Source organism: Snodgrassella alvi, from assembly GCF_002777855.1.
Lineage (GTDB): Bacteria > Pseudomonadota > Gammaproteobacteria > Burkholderiales > Neisseriaceae > Snodgrassella > Snodgrassella alvi_E.
On record NZ_MEIK01000034.1, the window covers coordinates 369891 to 395906 of the forward strand.

The following is a 26016-nucleotide window of genomic DNA, read 5'->3' on the forward strand; positions in this document are numbered from 1 at the left end:
TAAAATGCAAATGGATTTTCACTGATTAATTGTTTAAAGAGTTAGATAATTGGTTATCTGACATTATGCATATAGATTAAAATTTGGTTTGGCGCTAGCGGATATTAAAAATCTCCAGATTTTTATTTAATCTGGAGATTTTTACACGATAATGACTATGGTAATTGTTTAGTATTTATACTACGGCTTCTTCTTTACGTTTAGGTGGTTTAACCAGATTTTGTCGGTTCAAACCAAACATCAGCAGTAACGGACTGGCTACTAGTACTGAAGAATAGATACCAAATACAATACCAATAGTTAAGGCCATGGCAAATCCATGCAGTGCCGCTCCGCCAAAAACCAGCATGGAGATAACCATTGCTTCGGTAGAACCATGCGTAATAACTGTACGGCTCATGGTCGCGGTAATGGCATTATCAATGATTGCCGGTACACTTTTGCCGCGCATATGGGGTTTGCGAAAGTTTTCGCGGATACGGTCGAATACCACTACTGATTCGTTCACTGAATAACCAAGCACAGCCAGAACACCTGCTAGTACAGTAAGTGAAAATTCCCAGCGAAATAAAGCGAAACAACCCAGAATAATAACCACGTCGTGCATATTAGCAATGATGGCAGATACGGCAAAACGCCATTCAAAGCGCATGGATAAATAGATAATGATGCCTAGAACAACCATGCCCAGAGCAAGCAGCCCATGTGTTACCAGCTCTTCACCTACCTGTGGGCCGATAAATTCTACCTGTCGTAAGCTTACGCCATCCTGATGCTGTTTAAGCAGATCCATTACCTGATTAGATAACTGAGCGGAGGACATATTCGCTTTGTTGGGTAAGCGAATCATAAGTTGTTTATTAGTACCAAGTGCCTGTACCTGAACTTCACCCAGTTTTAATCCATCCAGCTCAGTGCGAATCTTGTTTAAATCCGCACTCTGCTGAAACTCCACTTCCATTACGGTACCACCAGTGAACTCAACTGAAAAATTCAATCCGCGTGTCACCAGAAAAAATACAGCCAGAATAAAAGTAATTAGTGATATCGCCGTTGTTAGCTTGCCATAGCTCATAAACGGAATGTCACGTTTGATTTTGAAAAATTCCATAATTATTTAAGCCTTGTTTTTACTGGTAGGAGCATTATCAGCAATCCAGATGTGGCCGATGGATAGGGTTTTTAATTTACGTTTGCGGCCGTACCATAGATTTACAATGGCACGTGAAACTACCACAGAGGAATACATGGAAGTCAGAATCCCCAGACAGTGCACTACAGCAAACCCACGTATAGGGCCGGAACCAAAAATCAACAGAGCCAGACCAGCAATCAGTGAAGTGATGTTTGAGTCTACAATTGTGTGCCATGCATGATCATAACCGGCATTGATTGATATCTGCGGTGTATTTCCATGGCGCAATTCTTCTCGAATGCGCTCATTAATTAATACATTTGAGTCAATTGCCATACCAAGTGTCAGGGCGATAGCGGCGATGCCCGGCAGGGTAAGTGTGGCTTGCATTGCAGACAGAATAGCAATCAGAAACAGCAGATTACAAGACAAGGCAATCACTGAAAACAGGCCAAACATGCGATAGTAGAGCATCATGAATACAGCAACTACTACAAAACCCCATAATGTAGAGTGAAATCCCTTACTGATGTTTTCTTTACCCAGTGACGGACCAATGGTACGTTCTTCGATAATTTTCATTGGCGCAGCCAGAGAACCAGCACGCAACAGCAGGGCAGTATCATTGGCTTCGGCTATGCTCATGTTGCCGGAAATGATAGTTTTGCCACCCGGAATAGGTTCATTGATTACCGGTGCAGTAATAACTTCGGCTTTACCTTGATCAATAAGTACCATGGCCATGCGCTTACCTACATTATTTCGGGTAAGGTCTGCGAAAATACTTGCACCGGTACTGTCAAAGTTCACACTGACTCCGGGTTGCCCTCTGTCATTGAAACTTGCTTGTGCATCATTAATGTTATCGCCAGTTAGTTCAACCTGCTTGCTCACCAATGTGGGAGCTCCATTACCAGCAGAAGGTAATAGTTCATAACCATCCGGATTGTGTCCTTGAAGTGCCTGCTGATAAAGATTTGGATCGTCACTAACCATACGCACTTGCAGGGTGGCGGTACGGCCAATGATATCTTTGGCTTTAGCTGTGTCTTGTACACCTGGTAACTGTACGACAATTCGGTCAGGGCCTGCCTGCTGAATGACAGGTTCTGCCACGCCTAGCTCGTTAACACGGTTGTGAAGGGTATTGATGTTTTGGGTCACTGCATCAGTGCGGATTCTAGCCAGCGCAGTATTGCTCAGACTGACGATTAGACGGTCACCGTTTTGAGTAAGTGTGGCATCGTTGAGATATTTTTTCAGACCAGATGTTGCATTGTCGGCGTCACTGGTTGATTGAAAAGGGATGGTCAGTGTTTGTCCGTTTTTAACAATATTGCCGCTGCGAATTTGTAGTTTACGCAGTTGACGACGAATATCGCCGGCATAGCTGTCTAAGGTCTTGTCTACGGCTGATTCCATATCAACCTGCATGGTAAAGTGCACACCGCCGCGCAAGTCTAGCCCTAGAAACATAGGCTTGGCGTGAATTTTTTCCATCCATTCAGGCGTGTTGGCCAGCAGATTTAAAGCCACTATATAGCCATCTCCAAATTGAGAAGCAATGGCATCACGTGCTTTAAGCTGAGTTTCTGTATCGCTGAAACGAACTTTTAGACTACCATCGGTAATAAACATACCCTGATGCTGTATATGTGCAGCTGCCAGTGCTTGTTTAACCGTGTTTTCAGTCTGCTCGTTAATTGTAATAGCTTGACGGTTGGTAGAGATTTGTACTGCTGGTATCTCGCCGAAGAAGTTTGGTATGGTATAGAGCAGCCCCAAAACTATGGTGACGATGATAAGCAGATATTTCCATAAAGGATAACGATTCATATTTGCTGCCTTACTTGCAGACTGTTGTTTTTCAATATAAGTAAAGAAAATAAAGGCCGCAACTGAAACGTTGCGGCAGATAACAGGCTTTATTCTGGTGCCTTGCCACTGATGGCATTGCGCTCAAATTCAACTTCTACTTTCGGTGCGATTTCAATGGTGAAGTATTGATCGTTTACTTTAGTAATTTTGCCGACCATTCCAGCCAGTGTAACTACTTTATCGCCTTTTTTCAGCTCAGTTAACATCTGCTGATGTTTTTTATGTTTGCTTTGCTGCGGACGAATAATCAGAAAATAAAATACAACTAGAATTAATAAGAGAGGTAAAAACTGCATCAGGCTACTTTGTGTACCGGCAGTGTTGGCAGCATAAGCAAAATCAATCATGGGCTTACTCCGTGTAATTCAGGTAAATAACACTATTAAACCCGTTATTGTAATCTGCAATGATGATTTTATCCAGTTTTGTACAATGTATTGTCTGAATCTTTAGATTCAGATGCTTATGCTGGTTACAGCAGGTCTAATACTGCCATGGATGTGGTTTTTTCTGCAGTGACGATAAAATGGTCGAGCAAGCGGATATCCAAAAGGTTAAGTGCTGCTTTAATCTGACGAGTAAGCTGAATATCTCCTGAAGAAGGCATAGTTGATTGGCCAGGGTGATTATGTGCCAGAATAATCGATACTGCATGGTGGCTCAAGGCAGCAGCAGCTACTTCGCGCGTATATACTCTGGCTTCATTGATGGTACCTCGGGCAAGCTCAATGGTATGCATTAGCTCATTGCGCTGGTTTAGTAGTAAGGCCACGCAAACTTCTACCTTTTCATGCCCTATAAGCAAACGTAGAAAATCTGCGACTGTTTCAGGCTGGGTGAAAACCGGACGGCAATGTATTTCTTCTGCCAACATGCGTCGGCTGATTTCACGAATAACAGCAAATTGGGTATAACTGGCTACACCCATGCCATGGTACTGACAAATTTGCTGACAGTCTGCCTCAAGTAAAGCCCGCAGGCTGCCTGTTTTGGCAATTAGCTCTCGTGCCAAATCAACGGCACTTTTCCCCCTCGTTCCTGTACGCAATAATATGGCCAATAATTCTGTATCGCTGAGTGCACTGGCACCCTGCTTGAGCAGTTTTTCCCTTGGACGATCGTGTTTAGGCCAGTGTTTGATACTCATTTTTTACGATTATGTCATTTAAAGACGAAATCATAATATAACTTTGTAATAAAATAAATTGATTTGCTGTTGTGTTGGTTAGGGTATCTGATGTTGAAATCCTTATATGCGAGATTGTAATTTAATCCATATTGTTATGATAACGATCATGTGCTTGTTTAAAATGATTTTGTATCAATTGATTTGGTTTTTTATCAAACAGGCTGAATAGCACAATGGCTATTGAAGCAAGCAGAAAGCCCGGGATGAGCGAATAAATATTAAACCACTTGAAATTGATCCACAAAAGTACGGTTATCGCCCCTGTAATCATACCGGCCAAAGCGCCATTACGTGTCATTCGTGACCAGAATACTGAAAAAATTATGATTGGTCCGAAAGCTGCTCCAAAGCCGGCCCATGCGTGGCTGACCAAATCCAGCACGCTGTTATCCGGATTAATTGCTAATACGATGGCAATGACTGAAACCAGTAACACCATGCTTCGTCCTACCCATACTAGCTCTCTTTGCTTTGCTTTAGGTCTAAAGTAAGCGCGATAGAAATCCTCTGTGAGGGCGCTGGAACAAACTAGTAATTGGCAGCTCAGGGTACTCATTACTGCAGCGAGTATGGCGGCTAGGATGATGCCAGCTATCCATTGATTAAAAAGCAATTTTGACAGTTCGATGAAAATACGCTCATGTTTACCGTGGCTAACTAGATAATTCAGTTCAGGATGTCGGGCAAAAAAGGCTATGCCGAAAAAGCCAACGGTAACTGCTCCAGCCAGACATAAAACCATCCATGTCATACTGATGCGACGGGCATTTTTCATCACTTTATGTGAGTCAGCAGCCATAAAGCGGGCAAGAATATGTGGCTGCCCGAAGTAGCCCAGACCCCAGCCTAGCAAAGAAACAATTGCAACCAAATCCATATGGGCAAATAAATTAGTGTAGTCGAGGTTTAAGGAGTGAATATAGGCAATTGAATCCGAAAGACCGCCGGCATTTATTATTACCATAATAGGTGTTAAAACCAAAGCAAACATCATTAGACTGGCTTGAATAGTATCTGTCCAACTTACAGCTAAAAAACCACCGACAAAAGTATAAATGATTGTCGCACCCGCTCCTGCCAGCATAGCCCAGCCGTAACTCATTCCAAAGGTGCTTTCAAATAGTTTGGCACCGGCAACTACCCCTGAAGCACAGTAAATAGTGAAGAAGATAAGAATGATCAGCGCTGAGATAATACGTAATAAAGAGCTATTGTCATCAAAACGGCGTGCAAAATAATCTGGCAGTGTCAGAGAATTATGATTAATTTCAGTAAATACTCGGAGACGACCAGCAATCAGTAACCAGTTTAAATACGCTCCGATAATCAGGCCAATGGCTATCCAGCTTTGTGATATCCCAAACAAAAATACAGCTCCCGGCAGACCCATTAGCAGCCAGCCGCTCATATCTGAAGCACCGGCTGAGAGTGCAGTAACGATACTGCCAATTCGACGTCCACCTAAAATATAATCGCCGAAGTTTTGCGTTGAACGATATGCAAAAAATCCAATCGCTATCATTCCTACTATGTACACTGCAAAGGTGACAATCATTGGTAAGGACATTTTTTAAACCTGTATATATATATGGAATATGATATTAGTTTTGGTAAAAGTAATATGCCTAAAATCAGGAGGTTTATTTGAAATAATTTACAGAATTGTTTATATGTCTGCAAAAGATACAGATAGTAAAATCAGAGCAATGTGATAACCATTGTTTTATTGGACACTGATTATGTGCATCCGGATAGTTTCAATTTATCCTGCATAGGTTCGATACCAGAAGTATATAATACTTTACATATATATACTCTTGAGAATTATTTTGTACATCCTCCATCCCAGTTCTTCATCATATAGATTGAAAAGCTATTCGGATATTTTTAGATAGTCTCAACTTTATGCCAGCAGTGACGATTTATTTAGATAGGCTGATAAAGTTTTCAATCTGGCAATGTAGATATAAAGGTTGTTGTTTATTAAAGATCATTAGATTATTTATATTAGATGTGAATAAGGCTTGTAATGGTTGAGTTTTTCGCTTTAGGTAATGGCAAAAGCAGGAATATTTAAATTCTTAAAATGGTTTTCTATTCAATTGGGGAATACAGTATTTACTATAAGTGGGTTATCGGAAAGAAATAATGGTAAAACAAAAAACTCAGTTTCAATGTCGCAGTTGCGGTGGTCAATCGCCAAAATGGCAAGGTCGTTGTCCGCACTGTGGTGAATGGAATACGCTAGAAGAAACGATAGTTCTGCCTGCAGCTAATGGCAATAGCCGCTTTCAATCATGGGCCTCTGGTCAGTCTGCGGTACAGTTACTGGCAGAGGTAAGCGCAGTGGAAGTCCAGCGTACGCCTACCGGTATGAATGAGCTTGATAGGGTACTGGGCGGAGGTCTGGTGGATGGTGCTGTTATTTTGCTGGGTGGAGATCCCGGCATAGGTAAATCTACTTTACTGTTGCAAACAATTGCTTTACTGGCTGAAGAAGAGTCAGTACTGTATGTTTCTGGTGAAGAATCTGCGCAACAGGTGGCTTTACGAGCTCAACGACTTGGTATCCAAGCGGATAGGGTGCACTTACTGGCAGAAATCCGTGTTGAGGCCATAAGCGCGGCTATAGCACGTCTGAATCCCAAAGTAGTGGTAATTGATTCAATTCAAACTATGTATTCTGACAGCATTACTTCTGCACCTGGATCGGTTTCTCAGGTACGCGAATGTGCCGCTCAGCTAACCAGATTAGCTAAGCAGCAAGGCATTAGTATGCTGCTGGTAGGACATGTTACTAAGGATGGTGCAATAGCCGGTCCACGTGTTTTAGAACATATGGTGGATACGGTTTTGTATTTTGAGGGTGAAACTCACTCTAATTATCGCATGATCCGTGCGATTAAGAATCGTTTTGGTGCTGCCAATGAGTTAGGCGTATTTGCTATGACTGAAAAAGGGCTCAAAGGGGTATCTAATCCATCTGCTTTGTTTCTATCCAGCTACCGTGATGATGTTCCCGGCTCCTGTGTGCTGGTTACTCAGGAAGGGTCACGCCCATTGCTGGTGGAAATTCAAGCATTGGTAGATGATGCGCATGGTTTTACGCCAAAACGTTTAACGGTGGGACTAGCACAGGAGCGGCTGGCAATGCTGCTGGCTGTGCTTAATCGTCATGCAGGTATTGCTTGCTATGATCAGGATGTGTTTCTAAATGCGGTTGGTGGTGTAAAAATTACCGAACCGGCTGCTGATTTGGCTGTAATACTGGCTATGTTATCAAGCCATCGTAACCGTCCGTTGCCGGAAAAGTTGATTGTATTTGGCGAGGTGGGCTTATCTGGAGAGATTCGTCCTGTGCCTCGCGGCCAGGAGCGTTTACGAGAGGCAGAAAAACTGGGGTTTACTCATGCCATTGTGCCGGTAGCCAATTGTCCGAAACGAGCAGCAGATTTTCCGGGGTTAACGATTATTGGTGTCAATTCGGTACAGGAAGGAGTGGATGCCAGCCGGCGCAATTGATGATTATATTTGCCAGAATACGATTAAAGGAATAGTCTTGTTAGTGATAAATACTATTTTTAAATGGTATTGGTTCTAAAAAATGGAGATAAAAATTATGTCAAATCCTATCAAGCTTGTAGCTACAATGGAATTGAAAGCAGATGCATGGCCAAACATTTCAGCAGCTGTTGAGCAATGCATAAAAATGTCACGTGAGGAACGGGGCAATGTATTTTATACAGCTAATAAAGATCTTGATAAAAAAGACCGCATTGTATTTGTGGAATGCTGGGCTGATGAAGCAGCCATTAACGAGCATGGACAAACTGCTCATTTTCAAAATTTGATTAAAACAGTAGAACCTTATTTAAAAGAACCTATGCAGTTGTTAAAATTGAGTGAAATTACCAGTTTTTAAGTCGGTTTAGGCGGTAATTAACTATGTAATCGCTCATAATAAAGCCAGAATCAGTTTTCAATATTCTGGTTTTTTTATGTGTAAAGCTATAAGAATCCAACCGATAGCTTTATCAGACTGAACGATATTTTATGGGGACACGAGATTGAAAACCATTCAGATCGAGGGCCAAGAGGCTGTTGTAAGTAATATTTTTTGTATCGGTCGCAATTATTCCGAACATGTAAAAGAATTGCATAATGCTAAACCTGAAGAACCCGTGGTATTTATGAAACCCACTTCTGCACTGGTACAGGCTGGAGAAAATATCATACTGCCTGCATATAGTCAGGATGTGCATCACGAATGTGAACTAGTAATTTACATTAAAGAAGATGTTAAAGATGTTGGGGAGGATACCGCTTTAGATTTTGTGGGCGGATATGCAATTGGTTTGGATTTAACAGCGCGTGATGTGCAAAGTAAGTTAAAGGAAAAAGGTTTGCCATGGGAGAAAGCTAAAGGTTTTCCCACTGCTGCATGTATTTCATCCTTCATTGCTGCCGATAAAATTAATGATATTCAGCAGCAGGATTTTTATTTAAAGGTTAATGGGCAGATACGTCAGCGTGGAAACAGTGGTGATATGATGTTTACTTGCTGCCAAATTATCAGTTATTTATCACGTGTATATGGCTTACAGGCTGGTGATATTATTTATACAGGTACACCGGCAGGTGTTGCAGCCATTAAATCTGGAGATGAATTAGAATTAATCTGGCCGGAAAAAATTTCAGTTAAATTTCAAGTGGCGTAGATGATCTAGCTTGATATATTTAAGCGCAATTGGTTTTCCAGTTGCGCTTAAGCTTTCTGTCGGATTTTAAGTAATCAGCATCCGATCATTGCTCAGCGCAGGGTTTGTGTTTTCCATTTACCCCTATTTTTTTCAATACCCTTATAATAGTAGGTTTCCAAAAACTAAAACTTTCCATGTCAAGCAAACCGTTTTCAGTCAGATTGCCTTGGTGGTTGGCACTTTATTTTATTATTTGGGCAGTACTGCCATTTATACTTTCCGCCAGCTATCCTTTGGACGTACCTGAAGGTATTTACTGGGGTCGAGAATGGCAATGGGGATATTATAAGCATCCACCTCTTTCAAGCTGGGTTTTATATTCTTTTTATAATCTTTTTGGACACATTGGTCCCTATATCCTGAGCCAGTGCACTATAGCTTTAAGCCTTTGGTTGGCCTATTTGTTTGGACGTGAGCTGATGAGTCCGGCCAGAGCTTTTTTAGGCAGTTTGTTTTTATTGGCTGTGTTTTATTATACTTGGCCATCATTGGAATTTAATCATAATATTGCACAAATGCCAGTCTGGTTGGGGCTGGTTTATACATTTTATCTTGCGACACGAAAAAATCACTGGCGCTATTGGTTAATATTTGGTTTTATAGCCGGTGCCGGTATGCTGGTGAAATACACTGTGGCAGTATTGATTTTTACCATGCTGCTGTATTCCTTGTGTACTTCTTACCGCCGCTTGTGGTGTACACCGAAACCTTGGCTGGCAATGCTTCTGGCTTTGATGGTATTTGCTCCGAACGTATATTGGCTGATACAGCATGATTGGCTACCATTAACTTATGCTTCAGCCCGCTCTGCAGAAGATGCCAGTCGCAATGGCCATTTGGCTGCATTGGGCTATCTGGGAACACAGATAATCAATCATCTTCCACTATTGCTGATTTTGCTTTGTAATCGGACACGCCTGAGCTTGCGTACACCAGCACAAATTCTTCATCAGTCAGACTGGCGTTTCCTATTATGGATGGGATTGATGCCGACGCTATTACTTGTTGGTGCTGGTTTGATTTTTGGATTAGGTTTGCGCGACATGTGGGGCATGCCGATGTGGGGACTTTCCGGATTGATTATAGTTGCGCTGATTCCTGAACAGGTGTTTACGCTTAAAAAATCCTCCTTGCTCAAAGGCATTGCTATCTGGGCATTGCTTGTTACTATATTGATGGCTATCTATGTTGAATTTGGTGCACGCATACGTCATAAACCTTCACGCATGGACTGGCCGCAGCAGGCTCTGGCTACACAAGCAGATATGCAGTGGCAAACGTTTTCTTCATGTAAACTGGATAGTGTTACGGGTTCAGACTGGATTGTTTTACTAGTGGCTTCTTATTCTGAATTTTCACCTTCGGTGATGGTTTCTGGTGATGCGGCCTATTCACCATGGATGAACGCTGAACGCTTGCATCAGCATGGTACTTTAGCAATATGGCCGGCTAATGAGCAGCCAAACCTGCCCTGGTTACAAACACTAAATCAACAGCCTGATATGGTGATGAAACAAGGAGAATGGTTTATTAGATGGACCAAATTACCTGAGCGCGAACCGCTGAAAGTAATCTGGCAGGCTTATATACCTAAAAATTGTCTTAAATAACAACAGGTATATTTTTTATAGCTTAAAAATTGGCTATTATTTACTCAGAATTTAAGTTATTTGCTTTGGTATTAGCCTGCGAGGTAAATTAAATGGAAAAAAATAGAATTGGTTTGAGTATTATTTTACCAATATACAATGATGCAGCAGTGGTAAAACGTTTTTTGCCAGAGTTATTTTCTTTTACTGGACAGCAGGAGCAAGCTTGTGAAGTGATACTAGTTGATGATGGTAGTAAAGACCATTTAAGTGCTACTTATAATCAGTTCAAAGAGCAGCTTCCTCAAAATACAGCTTTGCGACTAATACAATTTTCGCGCAATTTTGGTAAGGAAGCAGCGCTGACTGCTGGATTGGCACAAGCTCAGGGGGAGCTAGTGACGATGATGGATGCAGATGGACAGCATCCAATAGTTGTGCTGAAGGAAATGCTGGACTTAATGCATACCAGAGATGTGGATGTAGTGGCAGCAGTACAAACCTCGCGAGAACACGAAAGCCTGTTAATCCGGACATTAAAAAATGGGTTTTATCATTTCATGCAGGATACGCACCGTTATGAGCTGACCCCGAATGCGGGCGATTTTCGTTTGATGAAGCAACGTGTTGTTCAAGCTTTATTGCAACTACCGGAGCGCCAGCGATTTATGAAAGGGTTGTACGCATGGGTAGGTTTTTCCACTCTATATATCCCATTTCAGGCTTCTCCGCGAAAGACAGGAAAGAGTAAATTTAATTATTTTAGTCTGTTTGAGCTGGCTCTTGTTGGAATTACTTCCTTTTCACAACGACCCTTGCGCTGGATTTCACGTATGGGTCTGATTCTTTCTTTATTGGCCATCATATACGGACTATACATCGTTGGTGATACCCTGTTTTTTGGCAAAGATCTTGCCGGCTGGCCTACACTGGCTGCGGGAATAATGTTTTCCGCAGGCATTCAATTGGTTTGTCTCGGTGTGATTGGTGAGTATATAGGCCGTATTTATGAAGAAGTGAAACAACGGCCGCTTTATCTGGTGGACAAAGTGTGGGACAGTCGCGACCAAAAATGAAATCATTATCTAAACAGGGTTTGTGGTTTGTTGTTGTAGGCTCAGCTGCTGCGGCAACGCACTTTTCCTGTCTTGTACTGCTCGTACAGTATGCAAAACTATTGCCTGTAATCGCTAATCCAATGGCCTTTTTATGTGGATTCGTGGTTAGCTTTGTCGGCCACTATCATTTTACATTCAGCCAAACAGGCTATACTTGGCTGCAGGCACTCTGGCGCTGGTTTTGCAGTTCCTTGACGGGATTTGCATTAAATCAGATTCTGTTTATGGCCGGAATCAATTGGTTTGGAAATCAGGCCTACTGGTGGTTGTGGTTTATTGTAACCGCAATCGTAATGGTATTATCTTTTTTACTGGGTAAGTTTTGGGCCTTTAACGAGAAAGTAAGCCATGAAACCAGTCATGATTAATGTTGATGATTTGGGGCTGTCTCCAGCTGTTAATGAAGCCGTTCTGCGCTTAGCGGAGATGCAACGTATACAGGCTAGCAGTTTTATGAGTTTTGGGACAATTGCACCAGATGAGGTGGCTGAGCTCAAAAGGCATCACATCGACATAGGCCTGCACTTTGATTTAACCGGTTTCGCGGCTTCGGGTGGTCTAAAACGAGTTTTATTCAAATCCTATCTGCATGGATGGAAACAAAACAAAATACAAAATGCAATTAATCAACAGCTGGATTTATTTGAAGATAAAATCGGCGCGAAACCAGTTTTTGTGGACGGACATCAACATGTCCATCAGTTTCCGCAGATACGTTCCGTATTAATTAATACATTATTGCGACGTTACGACAATACAATTGCTATTCGCAGTACAAAAACCACGCAACGAGATATAAAAGCTAAGATAATTCATGCCCTCGGCGGCTCACAATTGGATAAATTTTTACAAAGTGTACATATACCGCACAATCATGCTTTTGCTGGTATTTACAATTTTAAAGCTGATAGACAGATACTAGAGTTTAAATGGAATGAATGGTTGGCAAGTGCTTCTAATAGTGGTTTGCTTATCATGTGCCATCCGGCTATACCATCCAAATTTTGGACCGACGAGATTAAAGCGGCGCGTGAAACTGAATGGTTGTGGCTGAAAAGCGAAGCATTTGCTTTGTGCTGGCAGCAGCATCAATGTCAAAAGGCAAACTGGCAAACATTGCTACAAAGCCTAACTCTTCAGTAAACTTTATTTTAATATAACAATTCTAGCCAGTTTCACTACTATTTACAGTATACTTGCATTTTTTAGCCTTTGGCTTGGGTGAATCCCTCTGCACATTCATAATATATCAAGTACACTATTTGTATCGCATTACACATATATAAACAGGAAGAAGTCGCTCAGGGTTATTAAGGGTCGTTATGATCATATTTGAAAATATAAAAAAAACTTATATCAAAAACAAACAGCAAGTACATGCCTTAAATGATATCAATCTTACTGTAGATACCGGTGATATCTACGGGTTGATCGGTTGGAGTGGAGCAGGCAAAAGCAGTTTAATCCGGCTGGTTAATCAACTGGAAAAACCTACTTCAGGTATCGTTAAAGTAGATGGCGTTGATTTAAATAAGCTGGATGTGAAGGCACAACGTGCGCACAAGAAAAAAATTGGCATGATTTTTCAGCATTTCAATTTGCTAGAATCCAAAACTGTTGCTCAGAATATTGCCATTCCATTAGTTTTACAGGGCTTAAACAAGGAAGAAATTGAGCGTCGAGTAGAAGCCATGCTTTCTTATGTTGATTTGTCCGGCAAAAAAGCGAGTTATCCCAGCCAATTGTCCGGCGGACAAAAACAGCGCGTTGGCATTGCACGTGCTTTAATTACTGAACCCTCTATACTTTTATGCGATGAAGCTACTTCAGCGCTAGACCCGCAGACAACCCTTTCTATTTTAAAATTATTAAAACAAATCAATAGTGAACGCAATATTACAATTTTGCTGGTAACCCATGAAATGGAAGTAATTAGTTCTATCTGCAATAAAGTAGCGGTAATGGAGAAAGGTCAAGTTATCGAGCAAGGTTCTGTACTGGATATTTTTTCAGCACCTCAGCAAGAAACAACCAAAAAATTTGTGAGTACCGTTATCAATGCAGAAATACCAGAAGCTGTATTAGATAGTCTGACAGAACAAGGCAATATATTTAGATTAGAATTTTTAGGTGATTCAGCCAGAGAACCTGTTGTTAATGAGCTAATTTTGAAGCAGCTCGTAGAAATCAATATTCTTTTTGCAAATATGCGTGAAATAGGAGGCGTTGTGCTTGGTAGCATGTTTATTCAGATGAATGGCACAGAAACAGATGTAGACAAAGCAGTGGCGTTTTTGCAGGAAAGAGGCGTTAAGGTTGGAAGAGGTGGTGTATGAATCATTGGTTGGATACATCACTAACAGCTGACCAGTTTGGTACAGCTTTATTGCAGACTTTTAATATGGTCAGCATTTCTTTTGTACTTGGTTCAATACTGGGTACTGCATTAGGCGTTTTACTGTTGCTGACACGTCAGGGTGGCGTGTGGCCTAAACCTATTTTGTATAACCTGCTAAATATCATTATAAATATTGTCCGTTCATTACCTTTTATCATCTTGTTAATATGCGTCTTGCCGGTTGCCAGTATATTTATTCATACATCTATTGGCACTAAAGCAATGATTATTCCGTTGATAATATTTGTTTCACCATACATTGCACGTCTAATAGAAAATTCATTACTAAGTGTGCCCGCAGGAATTATCGAAGCAGCTCAATCAATGGGTGCCACAAATTTTCAGATTATTCGCTACTTTATTCTACCAGAGGCGATGCCCTCAATACTTCTTGCCCTAACCACAGCGTTGATTGGTTTAATTGATGCCACAGCAATGTCCGGAACAGTAGGAGGAGGGGGGATTGGTGATTTGGCAGTAAATTACGGTTATCAGCGCTTTGATTACGTGATTATGATCGTTACTGTTATCGTGTTGGTATTAATCGTACAAATCATTCAGACTTTGGGTAACTGGCTAGCGGCCAGAGCCAAAAAAAATTAACCTTATAGACGGCTTAAAGCCGTCTTTTTTAATTATAACCTTATAAAATTACGTTCTTTGGTTAGTAGATAACTATTCTATTATCATTGCTGCTATTCAAGAGAATATACAGACTAATTTTATTTTGAGTAAACCTATGCTCGATATATTCATCAGCGAGCAAATAGGAATTACAGAGTAAAACAAATTTTTATTTCACGGAATCAATTAATGTTATTAATTTCCATTCAAAAATAAAAAGATATTATTTTATAAAATGAAATTTTAAATTACCCACAATCGGAACAAATGGTATGAAACTGATAAAGTATTTTTTGATATTAATTGTGACATGTCTGGCACTCGTTGCATGCCAGCAAGAACAGAGCAGTACTAAACAGATTGTTATCGGCACTTCGCCTGGACCCTATAGCCAGTTGTTTCTTGATGCCATCAAGCCGATACTGGAAAAACAGGGTTATCAAATTAAGCAAATTGATTTTTCAGATTTGATGCAGGCAGACATTGCCTTGCAGCAAGGTAGTGTCGACATCAATGTTGATCAACATACTGCCTATATGGATGCGTTTAACCAAAATAAAAAAGCTAATTTGGTAGCATTAACTCATATACCCACCGTACCTACAGCAATCTATTCCAAACGCCATACCAATCTGCAAGCAATAAAAAATGGGAGTGCAATTGCTGTACCTAATGATCCGGCAAATGCTGCACGAGCATACCGATTGTTAGCCAAAGCAGGATGGATTACTCTAAGCCCCTTATCTAATCCAGGTATGATTTCCAAAAATGATATTAAATCGAATCCCTATAAGCTGAATATTACTGAACTGGATCCGGGAAATATTCCTCGCACTTTGTCTGATTTCGATTATTCAGTTATTCCTGGAAGCAGAGCCTATGCAGCTAAAATTAATCCTGATCTGGCATTGCTTCAGGAAGACATTGTCCCTTCATTTGAACTGGTAGTTGCTGTAAGGTCAGATAATGTGCAAAAACCTTGGGCTCAAGCAGTAAAGGCTGCATATAATTCAAATGATTTCAAGCAATATATGCAAACTCATAACACCAAGCACTACTGGTATATTCCTGAAGAAAAAAACTGAAACAGGAATCCATAAAAAAACTGCCTTAAATTAAGGCAGTTTTTTTATTTTTGTATCAGGCTGCAAAGCGTTTTTCAACTTCGCTCCAGTTAACAATTTCCCAAAAATTGCTTAAGTAATTAGGACGGCTGTTACGATAATCAATGTAATAAGCATGTTCCCATACATCACATGTCAGCAAAGGTTTATTATCAGTTGTCAATGGAGTGGCCGCATTGCTGGTTGATACCAGATCCAATTCACCTGCCGGTGTTTTTACCAGCCAAGCCCAGCCAGAACCGAATGTTCCGGCAGCTACTTTATCAAACGCTTCTTTAAATGCATCAAAACTGCCCCATTTAGCATTGATGGCCTGTGCCAAGGCTCCATTTTCAGTTAGTGCCACGCCTTTGGGTGCAAAACCAAACCAGTAAAATGTGTGATTCCATGATTGTGCAGCATTATTGAATAAACCGCCTGAAGATTTCTTAACAATTTCTTCAAGTGGCATATTTTCAAACTCAGTACCCTTAATCTGATTATTCATATTACTGATATAAGTCTGATGATGCTTACCGTAGTGATATTCCATGGTTTCTTTGGAAATATGAGGTGCTAATGCATCTAAAGCATAAGGCAAAACCGGTAATTTATGTTCCATGGTTGCGATTCCTTCTGATAGAGTGGTTAGTTTGTGTTGTACAGTGCGTCTATCGTTCAGGCAAATGATATTTATTTGCAAATATATAGAACGTTTAACTCACCTTAAACCTTTATATGGTTCGTTAATATTGTAATACACTGCTCTCATCTGCGGCAAATAAGCATGGTCTTAATGGTAAAATTGAAAAAGAAGTTATTAAAGTAAGAATATATGGAAGAAAACAATATAAACAACGAAGAAATCAGTCAGCTAGCCGTTCCACCACATTCAATGGAGGCTGAACAGTCTGTTCTGGGTGGTTTAATGTTGGAAAACAGTGCCTGGGACCGAATCGCGGATGTAATCGATGAAAATGATTTTTATCGTCATGAACATCGGCTAATATTTAAGGGTATAAAAACACTGGTTGAGCTTTCCCGTCCTGCAGATGTCATTACCGTGCAGGAAGAACTGCAACGAAGAGAAGAGCTTGATGCAGCTGGCGGCCTTGAGTACCTAATTACTTTAGCTCAGAATACACCTTCTGCAGCTAATATTCGCCGATATGGAGAGATAGTTCGGGAGCGTTCTATTATGCGTCAGCTGGCACAGGTAGGGACACAGATAGCACGCTCAGCCTATAGTCCGCAGGGTAAAGATGCTGCACAGATGCTCGATGAAGCAGAAAATAGTGTATTTCAAATAGCAGAATCTACCGCAAGGTCGAAGCAGGGTTTTTTAACCATGCCGGTGTTATTGAAAGAAGTTGTTACAAGGATTGATTATTTATATTCACGGGACAATAAAAACGATGTTACTGGAGTGTCAACCGGATTTATTGATCTGGATAAAATGACTTCTGGCCTACAGCCGGGGGATTTGATTATTGTAGCCGGACGCCCGTCTATGGGTAAAACGGCCTTTTCTTTGAATATTGCAGAACATGTAGCTATAGCAGAAAAATTGCCGGTTGCGGTTTTCTCAATGGAAATGGGTGGAGCACAGCTGGTACTGCGTATGCTTGGTTCAGTAGGGCGAGTAGACCAAAGTGTACTTAAAACCGGACAGTTGCAGGATGAACACTGGGGTAAACTTAACGATGCAGTAGTTAAACTTACTGATGCTCCTATGTTTATTGATGAAACCCCAGGTTTGACTGCATTAGAAGTACGTGCACGTGCGCGACGTCTTGCCAGACAGCAAGGGGGTAAATTGGGTCTCATCGTGCTTGACTACTTACAATTAATGTCCGGCTCTGGACGCTCAGATAACCGAGCTTCAGAATTAGGAGAAATTTCACGGTCTCTTAAGTCCTTAGCTAAAGAGCTGCAGGTGCCTATCATCGCATTGTCACAATTATCGCGTACAGTTGAGCAGAGAACAGATAAACGACCCATGATGTCAGATTTAAGGGAATCAGGCGCAATTGAGCAGGATGCTGATTTGATTATGTTTATGTATCGTGACGAATACTACCATCCAGACAGCCAATTTAAGGGATTGGCAGAATGTATTATCGGTAAACACCGTAATGGTCCAACAGGGAAAGTGCATCTGACATTTCAAGGTCAGTTTACTAAATTTGACAATGCGGCCATGCCTGAAGGTTATTTTGATGAATAATTCAGTTTTCAAGCCAGAAAAATAGTCATAAACCAGTGAAATGTTGTAAAATTATACGAAAATAATTCCATATTAACTTAATTTGGGCACTTTTAGGGTTGAATTATGGTTTCATCCAAACCAAGCAATGCTGGTTTTACCTTGATAGAACTGTTAATCGTTATAGCAATTACAGCCATACTTGCGGCTGTAGCCTTACCAGCTATGAATCATTTGGTTGCTTCCCATCGAGCTTATAACCGTGCTGATCAATTACTTGCAATGTTTCAGTTTGCCAGAGCTGAGGCTATACGTACTAATACTCCAGTTTTAATCTGCCCCACATTAATTAGAAAAAATACTTCTACTTCTAATACTTGTGTAAATTTTGGCGATTATGAAAATGGTACAAAATGGCAAGGTTTTATTGCGTTCAGTGATAATGATTTAGATGGTGCGTATAATGCCTCTAAAGATACATCAGTACGCACAGTAGCTTTAAATCAGAATTATGATGATAATATAAATAAAATTAAAGTTAAAATGCATTGGGGTGTGTGTAAAAATGGCAAGGCTGATTGTAAAGACGAAATTGCAGAATCCAAAATGCTAGCTTTCATGCCAAATGGTCAGTTTGGATTAGGTTATGGCAAAAATTCATCTAATTGGGATATAGGGCAATCCAGTGTAGCGTTAGAAGTTACTGATGCTAAATACGAAGACATTAAAAGACGAATCATAATAACACCAAGCGGTAAGCCGATTGCCTGTTATGGAAAATCTGGGAATGATTCGGTTTCAAATACTCAGATTTGTACTTCTCAATTATTTAACTAAAATTATTAATATGAAAATATTTGGATAAGTTTATGAATCAATGCCATTTAGTTGTATATTCATTACATAAATTAAAGAAACAAAATGGTTCTACAATTGTAGAAGCAATTGTGGCTATGTTTGTATTGTCATTTGGTGTATTGGCATTGATGCTGGCTCAGATTACAGCGGTGCATACTTCAATTAATGCTGCAAACCAAGGAGAAGTAACAAGAGCAGTGCAAAATTATATCGAACTAATGAATTCAGAAGCCAGAATTTCCCTTAAAGAAAAATTAGATGAAAATAAAAATAAAATATTATATATAGCTAAAGATTATTCAAATTTTGATGATGCCAACTGTAATAATCGTTTAAATATTCATTTAACTAATGCACAAATAACTTCCTGTACTATTCGAAATGGTAAAATAGATGTTTCTTGGAGTGGTCAGGCACTGGACAAAAACGATAAGAATAATAATGTTAATAATAATAATAGCTTTTCGTATACTCTGACTGCAGGCCAATAATGAAAAAAACATTAAATAAAAATATTAGGATTGTACTGATGAGAAAATCCCATATAGAGCCTCAACCAAAGAATTTTCTAGTCAGACAGCAAGGGTTCAGCTTGGTTGAACTTATGGTGGCAACGGCAATCAGTATTATTGTGTTACTAGCAGCAAGCTCAACCTTTCTAGCAACTTATAAATTAAAAGAGCAGGTTAAGACACGGATAAATTATGAACAAGATGTTCGTAATGCTTCGAATGTTATACGAAGTGATATGCGTCAGCTAGCTAATTTTAGCTGTATGAATCCCCCTGATATTAATGAATTAAATGACATTTTTACTGGAGCATTCACCAACTCTAATAATAAACAGTATTTATCTACTACATTTACTAAAGATATTGGTGTCACACCTGTAGCAGGAAGCAAACCTTTAGTACTTACGTTTATAAATGATAAATTAGCCAATAATATTCTTGCTAGCCAATGCAATACTGACATTAAAAAACTGGGTGAGCATGAAAAACTTGGTGAAGCTGTAAGTGGGGTTGTTTATTTGGTAGGGACGACAGTTTTTGATTCTAAGCCCGGTTTTTATCGTATAAATTACATTAATCAAATGTGGAGTGCTCCAGAGTTGATCGTGAGTAATGTCGTAAAAGCCAAATATGATTTTTATTATGATGCACATAAAGATTCAGAATGTCCACTTATTCACAAAGCTTCGGAGGCTTCAGCTGCTTCAAGTGCATCTGAAGCAGGACAAATGAAGCCGTTAGAACCAAATATTAGCCATAAACAAGATTTGGATTTGGATTTTTTGCACCCTCCGGTAATGATTAAAACTACACTTAGTGTAAATCCAAATTTGACAAGCACAAGTACAAATAATACTGAAATAGATTATGAAATCAATGCAAGTGTTAGACAGGGTGAAGTTTGTACAAGTGGTAAATAATTTACAGATAAACTATTCTGGAATATGACATCTGACATGAAAATCGATTATAGATCCTTACAAACCAGACAGTCTGGATTTGCATTATTTCTAGTTCTGATAATGATGATTGTTATTGCATTTCTGGTTGTAGCTACGATGCAAAGCACATCAATGGATACTCGAACCAGTGCTAATGATAGTGATCATCAGCTTGCTCTTCAAAATGCTCAGATTGGTTTGAAAGCAGCAGAAGATAGAATTAGCAAATGGCCAGGTTTGAAAACACAACAAATATTTTCATGTGATTGTAAAGATGGATTATGTGCAGCTAATGGGATTGATGCAGCCGCAGTATTAAGTGTTTTAGCTGCAGTTGAAAAGAATTGTGGTGAATTGCCTGATGTTTGGAAACGATCAAATGTTTTTTCAAATATAGATGGCAAAGACAATAGAGATCCATCAACCAAAGTTCAACCAGATAATACCACTCCTTCCTCACCACAAAATCAAGACGTAAAATCTAGATATGTCATTGAATATCTGGGACCCGATAAAAATGCAGGTGTTGGTATATATTTATTTAGAATTACGGCCAAAGGTTGGGGAAAAAATGATAGTACTACTGCCATTGTTGAGGAAACCATTCAGGCATCTCTATATGATTTTTGATAAGATATAAACTTTATACTTGGTGCAGATGCATGAGAAAATATAATAATGGTTTTACTTTAATAGAACTTATTATCGCAGTAGCTGTTATGGGAATACTGGTAGCTCTTGCTTTACCAGCCTATGATAACTATATAGAAAAAGCAGATTTAGCAGATGCTACTTCTACATTGATTATGATCAATCAGGATGTTGCCCAGCAAAAACTGAGTTTGTTTAATAGTAATATACAAAAGTCAAATATAGACGAAGCAATTAAAAATCATGTTGGTAAAAATACTAACGTGGATAGGAAATATACAATAGCCGGAGTTTGTGATAGTACCGATAATTGCAGTGATTTTCATCTATATGCTGAACCAAAAGGGGGAATAAATTTAAAAAAATCCATTTGGATGAGCAGTGATTCAAGTACTTATATTTGTGATAATAAAGACGTCAGTAATATAAGTGATCCATCTGGAAGCCCTGAATGTAAAAAACAATAATTAAAAGCGAACGCTAAAATTTTTTTAATACTAATGTATTTATGGATAAGAATAAATATCTCAGATATATTCTAACTATTGATATTTAAACAAATCTATATTTATAATTTTAGCGCAAACAGTTATTTATCCAGTTAAGACGTTGTTGCCGATTTAAAACCTGTAAAAATTCATGTTGAACTTTTAATTCATCTACGTCTTGCTGCATCCGCGGCATATAATGGTTTAAAACATAGCGTTTGGCGTCAGCTTCATCAAATTTAGGTTGCATCAGAATCTGATTTAATTGTTCATTTTTACGTTTGTTGTTTGCAGTACGTTGTAAGTTGGTATCCTGATTTCGTTTATACTGCATTCTAATAAATCTGAGTCTGGCTTTTTGCATTTGTGTTAGTTCTAGCTTGCGGACATCACAATTAACTTGTCCAGAAGCAAAAGTAGAGCAAGTGAATGCGAATAGTGCAATGCCGGTACAATAGCGTACTATTTTTTGCCAGCAAAGTGCTACCATTGTGTTCTCCCTTTAATTTCCATCGGACAATATGAGTATACTTCATTAGCAGTCAAGCACATATAATGGCCGTAAACTTGCGTAAAGAATATTATATACTTGGAGTCTTTTATTTATGAATAACTTAAAAAAGCCTGATTTTTTTATTGCACCCAGTATATTGTCTGCAAACTTCGCTTTTCTGGGAAATGAAATAAAAGCCGTTATTGACGCAGGTGCAGACTGGATACATTTTGATGTAATGGATAATCATTACGTACCGAATCTGACATTTGGACCCATGGTTTGTCAGGCTATCAAACCCTATGCTTCTGTTCCTATAGATGTGCATTTGATGGTAGAGCCAGTAGACGATATGATTAATGCATTTGCTAGCGCTGGGGCAGATATTATTACTTTTCATCCTGAAGCTAGTAAGCATGTAGACAGAAGTTTATCTCTGATCAAAGTAGCAGGATGTAAGGCTGGGTTGGTTTTAAATCCTGCTACTCCATTATATGTTTTAGAGCAAGTAATGGACAAATTGGATGTAATATTACTGATGTCCGTGAATCCGGGATTTGGTGGTCAGAGTTTTATTCCTTCGACTTTAGAAAAAATTCGACAAGTTCGCTCCATAATTGATACATATGCCAATAATAATGGACGCTATATACGTCTTGAAGTGGATGGGGGTGTTAAGATAGATAATATTGCTGAAATAGCAAAAGCAGGGGCTGATACTTTTGTTGCTGGATCTGCTATATTTGGGTTTGAGGATTATGGCAAACAAATATCTGCAATGCGTGAACAATTAGCTAAAGAAGGTCGAATCTAATTAAATCGCATTAATTTACATGTTAATAATTTATGTTTGTATTGTCATATGATTGTTAATTTTATTTATTAACATTTTAATTTTATATATTCAGTAGGTTATGAAAAAGCAGTCCTTTAATAGCAGACTGCTTTTACTCTCAATTTGCAATCGAAATAATTCTACAAAATGCTTATTTAATGAGCTTCTTCCCAATTATGTCCGCTGCCAACATCAGCAGTTAATGGAACGCTTAATTTGGCAACAGCTGACATTAATTCTGGTAATTGATGCATTACATCGGAAAGTTCTGATTCTGTTACTTGTAATACCAATTCGTCATGTACCTGCATAATGAGTTTTGATTGCATATTTTGCTGTTCCAGCCAATCTTGCACTGCAATCATAGCTCGTTTGATTAAATCAGAAGCAGTTCCTTGCATTGGCGCATTGATGGCTGCTCTCAAAGCTCCAGCACGTTCTGTACCATTGTTGCTCTTTAAACCTGGTAAGTAGAGGCGCCGACCAAATAAAGTTTCTACAAAACCATGCTGAAATGCCTGTTCTTTAGTTTTTTCCATATATTCATGCACACCTGGATAACGACTAAAGTAGCGTGATATGAAATGTTGAGCTGCTTGCAATTCGATTCCTAATGACTTCGCCAAACCATATTCGCTCATACCATAAATCAGCCCGAAATTAATCGTTTTAGCATACCGACGTTGTTCAGCTGTTATTTCATTTTGCGAAGTAGAAAAAATTTCGGCTGCTGTGCGTTTATGGATGTCTTCATTATTTTGGAAGGCATCAATCAGAGTGGCATCTTTTGAAAGATGTGCCATGATACGTAGTTCTATCTGAGAGTAGTCGGCAGAAACGATTAGCTGGTCGGGTGGGGCGATGAAACTTTTGCGGATTCGGCGGCCTTCTTCTGTGCGGACAGGTATATTTTGCAGATTCGGGTTGTTACTAGCCAGTCGACCTGTAATGGCTACGGCTTGCGCGTAGGTAGTATGTACACGCCCAGTATGTGAATTAATCAGCTGAGGGAGTTTGTCGGTGTATGTGGATTTCAGTTTTGCCAGCGTTCGTGTCTGTAGAATGAGCTTGGGAAGGGGATAATCCGTTGCCAGTTTCTCAAGCACAGCTTCATTGGTTGAAATTGCACCAGATAATGTTTTTTTAAGTCCCGTAGTTGGGATACCCATTTTATCAAATAGAATGGCCTGCAGTTGTTTGGGGGAATTCAAATTAAATGGTTGGCCTGCCAGCTGATATGCCTGTTCTTCAAGTTTGATTAGCTGATTGCCTAGCTCGTGGCTCTGTTGTGTTAATTCTTGTCGATCAATTAATACTCCAGTACGTTCCATGAGAAATAATATGCGCTCAATTGGAATTTCTAGATGATGGTAAAGCTCTAGCTGAGCTGAATTCATTTGCTGCCGGAGTAAAATTTCTAAACGCAATGACACATCTGCATCTTCTGCAGCATAATTCACAGCTTCATCCAGAGGCACATCGGAGAAACAAATTTGCTTGGCGCCTTTACCACATAAATCTTCATATTTAATAGTCTGCCAGTTTAGATGCCGGAGTGCTAGCTCGTCCAGACTATGGCCAAGGTGGCTTTCGACAATATAAGAAGCAAGCATAGAGTCGCCAATAATACCATTTAGGCCGATGTTATAATTGGCTAATACGTGTTGGTCATATTTAATATTTTGACCGATTTTGCCAAGCTTATTTGATTCTAGATAAGGCTTCAAACAGGTTAATACCGTTTCTAAAGGTAGCTGTTCATTTACAGCAGTAGGGTTGTGACCTACAGGAATGTAAAAGGCTTTACCTGGTTCTAAAGCGATGCTGATACCTACTAGATTAGCTTTCATGGCGTCTAGATTATCGGTCTCAGTATCCAGAGCGATGGTATGGGCGTTTTCTAACTGTGTTTTTAATTCTGTTAATTGTTCATTTGTTGTAATTGCTGAATATTGTTTAGGAATGTTCCTTAGATAATCCGTTTCAGTGCTAATTGTATTATTGTCTGTACCAGAGTTTTTAATGATTTCTGATTCGGCAAACAAATCTCCTGTTGGCTCTTTAGAATCATTTAAGTGATGTTCATCCAGATGCGTTTGCGCTTCTTTTAACCAATTTTTAAAGCCAAATTCTTGAAAGTTTGGTATCAATTCTTGCCAGTTTGGCTTCTGACGTTTTAAATCTTCTAGTCCGCGTGGTAATACATCTTGCAGGTTTACATCTGTTTTAATTGTGATTAACTGGTAAGAAAGGGGGAGTTTAGGTATTGCGTGGCGTAAGTTTTCTCCAACTTTACCTTTAATATCGTTGGCGTGCTGGATGATATTCTGCAAGGTTTCATATTCCTTTAACCATTTTACAGCTGTTTTTGGCCCGCATTTATCAACACCTGGCACATTATCGACCTTATCTCCAATTAAACTTAGATAATCAATAATTTGTTCAGGCTTAACACCAAATTTTTCTATTACACCTGTGATATCAAGCTTTTCATTGTTCATGGTATTGACTAGAGTCACCTGATTATTTACCAGCTGAGCCATGTCTTTGTCGCCTGTGGAAATAATTACTTCGTATCCAGCCTGTTGTGCCATGCAGGATAATGTACCTATAACATCATCTGCTTCTACACCGCTAACAGATAATACAGGCCATCCCATCAATTTGACTAGTTCTGGTAAAGCCTCAGCCTGTGGCCTTAAATCTTCAGGCATGGGGGGACGGTTGGCTTTGTATTCTGGATACATCTGATGGCGAAAATTTTCGCCCTTTGCATCAAATACGCAACAGGCATAATCATGTGCTGTATCCATGCGCAGGCGTCTGAGCATATTCAGTACACCGTATAATGCTCCCGTGGGCATTCCTGTAGGACTGGTTAAAGGTGCTAAAGCATGAAATGCGCGGTATAAATAAGATGAACCGTCAACCAGTAATAATTTTTTTTGCATTATAATTCCAGAATTATCAAATTTAGCCCAGAAACTTTCAAACTCATTCAGTTCTTATAGCCTGTCTGTGTCAGTAGTATATTGCAGAGCATATCTGTATTTTACGATAAAAAATATGGTTCGTAATTTAAACTATTGGCTTACTGGGTAAAGTATGTTTGCGTAGTTATGAATTCGCAGATATGTAAGTGCTACATGCGATAAATAATAATATTTTATATTGATTTATAATTTGCATATTTCGCATAATATATATTATGTTAAATTTTAGTATTGATTCTGTTTGT

Annotated in this window: 25 protein-coding genes; 17 read left to right on the forward strand and 8 right to left on the reverse strand. The window is 39.4% G+C overall.

The genetic code is table 11. The annotated features are described in order from the left end of the window. Positions 1 to 175: 175 nt before the first annotated feature. From secF to putP, 5 genes are all read right to left on the reverse strand, one after another. Entirely contained in the window at positions 176 to 1111 is a 936-nt protein-coding gene (gene secF, locus BHC43_RS07460; RefSeq protein WP_100152528.1) for a protein translocase subunit SecF, read from the reverse strand. A gap of 6 nt (positions 1112 to 1117) precedes the next feature. After that, positions 1118 to 2971 (reverse strand): protein translocase subunit SecD, encoded by a 1854-nt coding sequence (gene secD, locus BHC43_RS07465; RefSeq protein WP_100156964.1) that lies wholly within the window; start codon positions 2969 to 2971, stop codon positions 1118 to 1120. An 89-nt stretch (positions 2972 to 3060) separates the two neighbouring features. Continuing rightward, positions 3061 to 3360 carry a preprotein translocase subunit YajC gene (gene yajC / locus BHC43_RS07470; protein ID WP_100140160.1) on the reverse strand — a complete coding sequence of 100 codons (300 nt, stop codon included), beginning with the start codon at positions 3358 to 3360 and terminating at the stop codon, positions 3061 to 3063. Between the two features lie 125 nt (positions 3361 to 3485). Continuing rightward, the gene (gene radC / locus BHC43_RS07475) at positions 3486 to 4160 is read right to left on the reverse strand and encodes a RadC family protein (protein WP_100140161.1); all 675 of its coding nucleotides are present in this window, start codon (positions 4158 to 4160) and stop codon (positions 3486 to 3488) included. A gap of 121 nt (positions 4161 to 4281) precedes the next feature. Further along, entirely contained in the window at positions 4282 to 5769 is a 1488-nt protein-coding gene (putP, locus tag BHC43_RS07480) for a sodium/proline symporter PutP (protein WP_257378001.1), read from the reverse strand. 581 nt (positions 5770 to 6350) lie between these two features. On the opposite strand from putP, the gene radA reads away from it, so the two are divergent. From radA to BHC43_RS07530, 10 genes are all read left to right on the forward strand, one after another. Beyond that, positions 6351 to 7724 (forward strand): DNA repair protein RadA, encoded by a 1374-nt coding sequence (gene radA / locus BHC43_RS07485; RefSeq protein WP_100156965.1) that lies wholly within the window; start codon positions 6351 to 6353, stop codon positions 7722 to 7724. A gap of 97 nt (positions 7725 to 7821) precedes the next feature. Then, a complete protein-coding gene (locus BHC43_RS07490; RefSeq protein ID WP_180297444.1) occupies positions 7822 to 8124 on the forward strand; it encodes a putative quinol monooxygenase in 303 nt (100 codons plus the stop codon). Between the two features lie 145 nt (positions 8125 to 8269). Continuing rightward, positions 8270 to 8920 carry a fumarylacetoacetate hydrolase family protein gene (locus tag BHC43_RS07495; protein WP_100156967.1) on the forward strand — a complete coding sequence of 217 codons (651 nt, stop codon included), beginning with the start codon at positions 8270 to 8272 and terminating at the stop codon, positions 8918 to 8920. A 176-nt stretch (positions 8921 to 9096) separates the two neighbouring features. Continuing rightward, complete coding sequence (locus tag BHC43_RS07500; RefSeq protein ID WP_100156968.1) at positions 9097 to 10572, forward strand: glycosyltransferase family 39 protein; 1476 nt, start codon at positions 9097 to 9099, stop codon at positions 10570 to 10572. 92 nt (positions 10573 to 10664) lie between these two features. Further along, a complete protein-coding gene (locus BHC43_RS07505) occupies positions 10665 to 11627 on the forward strand; it encodes a glycosyltransferase family 2 protein (protein WP_100156969.1) in 963 nt (320 codons plus the stop codon). Next, positions 11624 to 12037 (forward strand): GtrA family protein, encoded by a 414-nt coding sequence (locus tag BHC43_RS07510; RefSeq protein ID WP_100140167.1) that lies wholly within the window; start codon positions 11624 to 11626, stop codon positions 12035 to 12037. Before BHC43_RS07505 ends, BHC43_RS07510 begins: the two co-directional genes overlap by 4 nt. Then, the gene (locus BHC43_RS07515) at positions 12030 to 12812 is read left to right on the forward strand and encodes a ChbG/HpnK family deacetylase (protein ID WP_180297445.1); all 783 of its coding nucleotides are present in this window, start codon (positions 12030 to 12032) and stop codon (positions 12810 to 12812) included. The genes BHC43_RS07510 and BHC43_RS07515 overlap by 8 nt, the downstream gene beginning before the upstream one ends. 179 nt (positions 12813 to 12991) lie before the next feature. Continuing rightward, complete coding sequence (locus BHC43_RS07520; RefSeq protein ID WP_100156971.1) at positions 12992 to 14005, forward strand: methionine ABC transporter ATP-binding protein; 1014 nt, start codon at positions 12992 to 12994, stop codon at positions 14003 to 14005. Further along, the gene (locus tag BHC43_RS07525; protein WP_100156972.1) at positions 14002 to 14670 is read left to right on the forward strand and encodes a methionine ABC transporter permease; all 669 of its coding nucleotides are present in this window, start codon (positions 14002 to 14004) and stop codon (positions 14668 to 14670) included. The genes BHC43_RS07520 and BHC43_RS07525 overlap by 4 nt, the downstream gene beginning before the upstream one ends. A gap of 293 nt (positions 14671 to 14963) precedes the next feature. Next, a complete protein-coding gene (locus BHC43_RS07530; RefSeq protein ID WP_100156973.1) occupies positions 14964 to 15776 on the forward strand; it encodes a MetQ/NlpA family ABC transporter substrate-binding protein in 813 nt (270 codons plus the stop codon). 55 nt (positions 15777 to 15831) lie between these two features. Here the strand turns inward: BHC43_RS07530 and BHC43_RS07535 are convergent, their stop codons facing one another. Then, on the reverse strand, positions 15832 to 16416 hold the full coding sequence (locus BHC43_RS07535; protein ID WP_100156974.1) for a superoxide dismutase: 585 nt from the start codon (positions 16414 to 16416) through the stop codon (positions 15832 to 15834). A 213-nt stretch (positions 16417 to 16629) separates the two neighbouring features. On the opposite strand from BHC43_RS07535, the gene dnaB reads away from it, so the two are divergent. The 6 genes from dnaB to BHC43_RS10960 all read left to right on the forward strand — a co-directional run bounded on the left by dnaB (position 16630) and on the right by BHC43_RS10960 (position 21429). Next, entirely contained in the window at positions 16630 to 18021 is a 1392-nt protein-coding gene (dnaB, locus tag BHC43_RS07540; protein WP_100140173.1) for a replicative DNA helicase, read from the forward strand. A 105-nt stretch (positions 18022 to 18126) separates the two neighbouring features. Continuing rightward, entirely contained in the window at positions 18127 to 18837 is a 711-nt protein-coding gene (locus tag BHC43_RS07545; protein WP_100157086.1) for a GspH/FimT family pseudopilin, read from the forward strand. 32 nt (positions 18838 to 18869) lie between these two features. Next, positions 18870 to 19349, forward strand: a complete 480-nt coding sequence (locus tag BHC43_RS07550) for a type IV pilus modification PilV family protein (protein WP_100156975.1) — start codon at positions 18870 to 18872, stop codon at positions 19347 to 19349. Then, entirely contained in the window at positions 19349 to 20290 is a 942-nt protein-coding gene (locus BHC43_RS07555) for a PilW family protein (RefSeq protein ID WP_100152540.1), read from the forward strand. The genes BHC43_RS07550 and BHC43_RS07555 overlap by 1 nt, the downstream gene beginning before the upstream one ends. A 36-nt stretch (positions 20291 to 20326) precedes the next feature. After that, on the forward strand, positions 20327 to 20941 hold the full coding sequence (locus BHC43_RS07560; protein ID WP_180297447.1) for a pilus assembly PilX family protein: 615 nt from the start codon (positions 20327 to 20329) through the stop codon (positions 20939 to 20941). Positions 20942 to 20973: 32 nt separating this feature from the next. Continuing rightward, the gene (locus BHC43_RS10960) at positions 20974 to 21429 is read left to right on the forward strand and encodes a type IV pilin protein (protein ID WP_100156977.1); all 456 of its coding nucleotides are present in this window, start codon (positions 20974 to 20976) and stop codon (positions 21427 to 21429) included. Between the two features lie 109 nt (positions 21430 to 21538). On the opposite strand, the gene BHC43_RS07570 is transcribed toward BHC43_RS10960, so the two are convergent. Next, on the reverse strand, positions 21539 to 21940 hold the full coding sequence (locus tag BHC43_RS07570; protein ID WP_100140178.1) for a Spy/CpxP family protein refolding chaperone: 402 nt from the start codon (positions 21938 to 21940) through the stop codon (positions 21539 to 21541). A 115-nt stretch (positions 21941 to 22055) separates the two neighbouring features. On the opposite strand from BHC43_RS07570, the gene rpe reads away from it, so the two are divergent. Beyond that, a complete protein-coding gene (rpe, locus tag BHC43_RS07575; RefSeq protein ID WP_100156978.1) occupies positions 22056 to 22757 on the forward strand; it encodes a ribulose-phosphate 3-epimerase in 702 nt (233 codons plus the stop codon). A gap of 176 nt (positions 22758 to 22933) precedes the next feature. Here the strand turns inward: rpe and polA are convergent, their stop codons facing one another. After that, the gene (gene polA, locus BHC43_RS07580) at positions 22934 to 25729 is read right to left on the reverse strand and encodes a DNA polymerase I (protein ID WP_100156979.1); all 2796 of its coding nucleotides are present in this window, start codon (positions 25727 to 25729) and stop codon (positions 22934 to 22936) included. Positions 25730 to 26016: the final 287 nt, after the last annotated feature.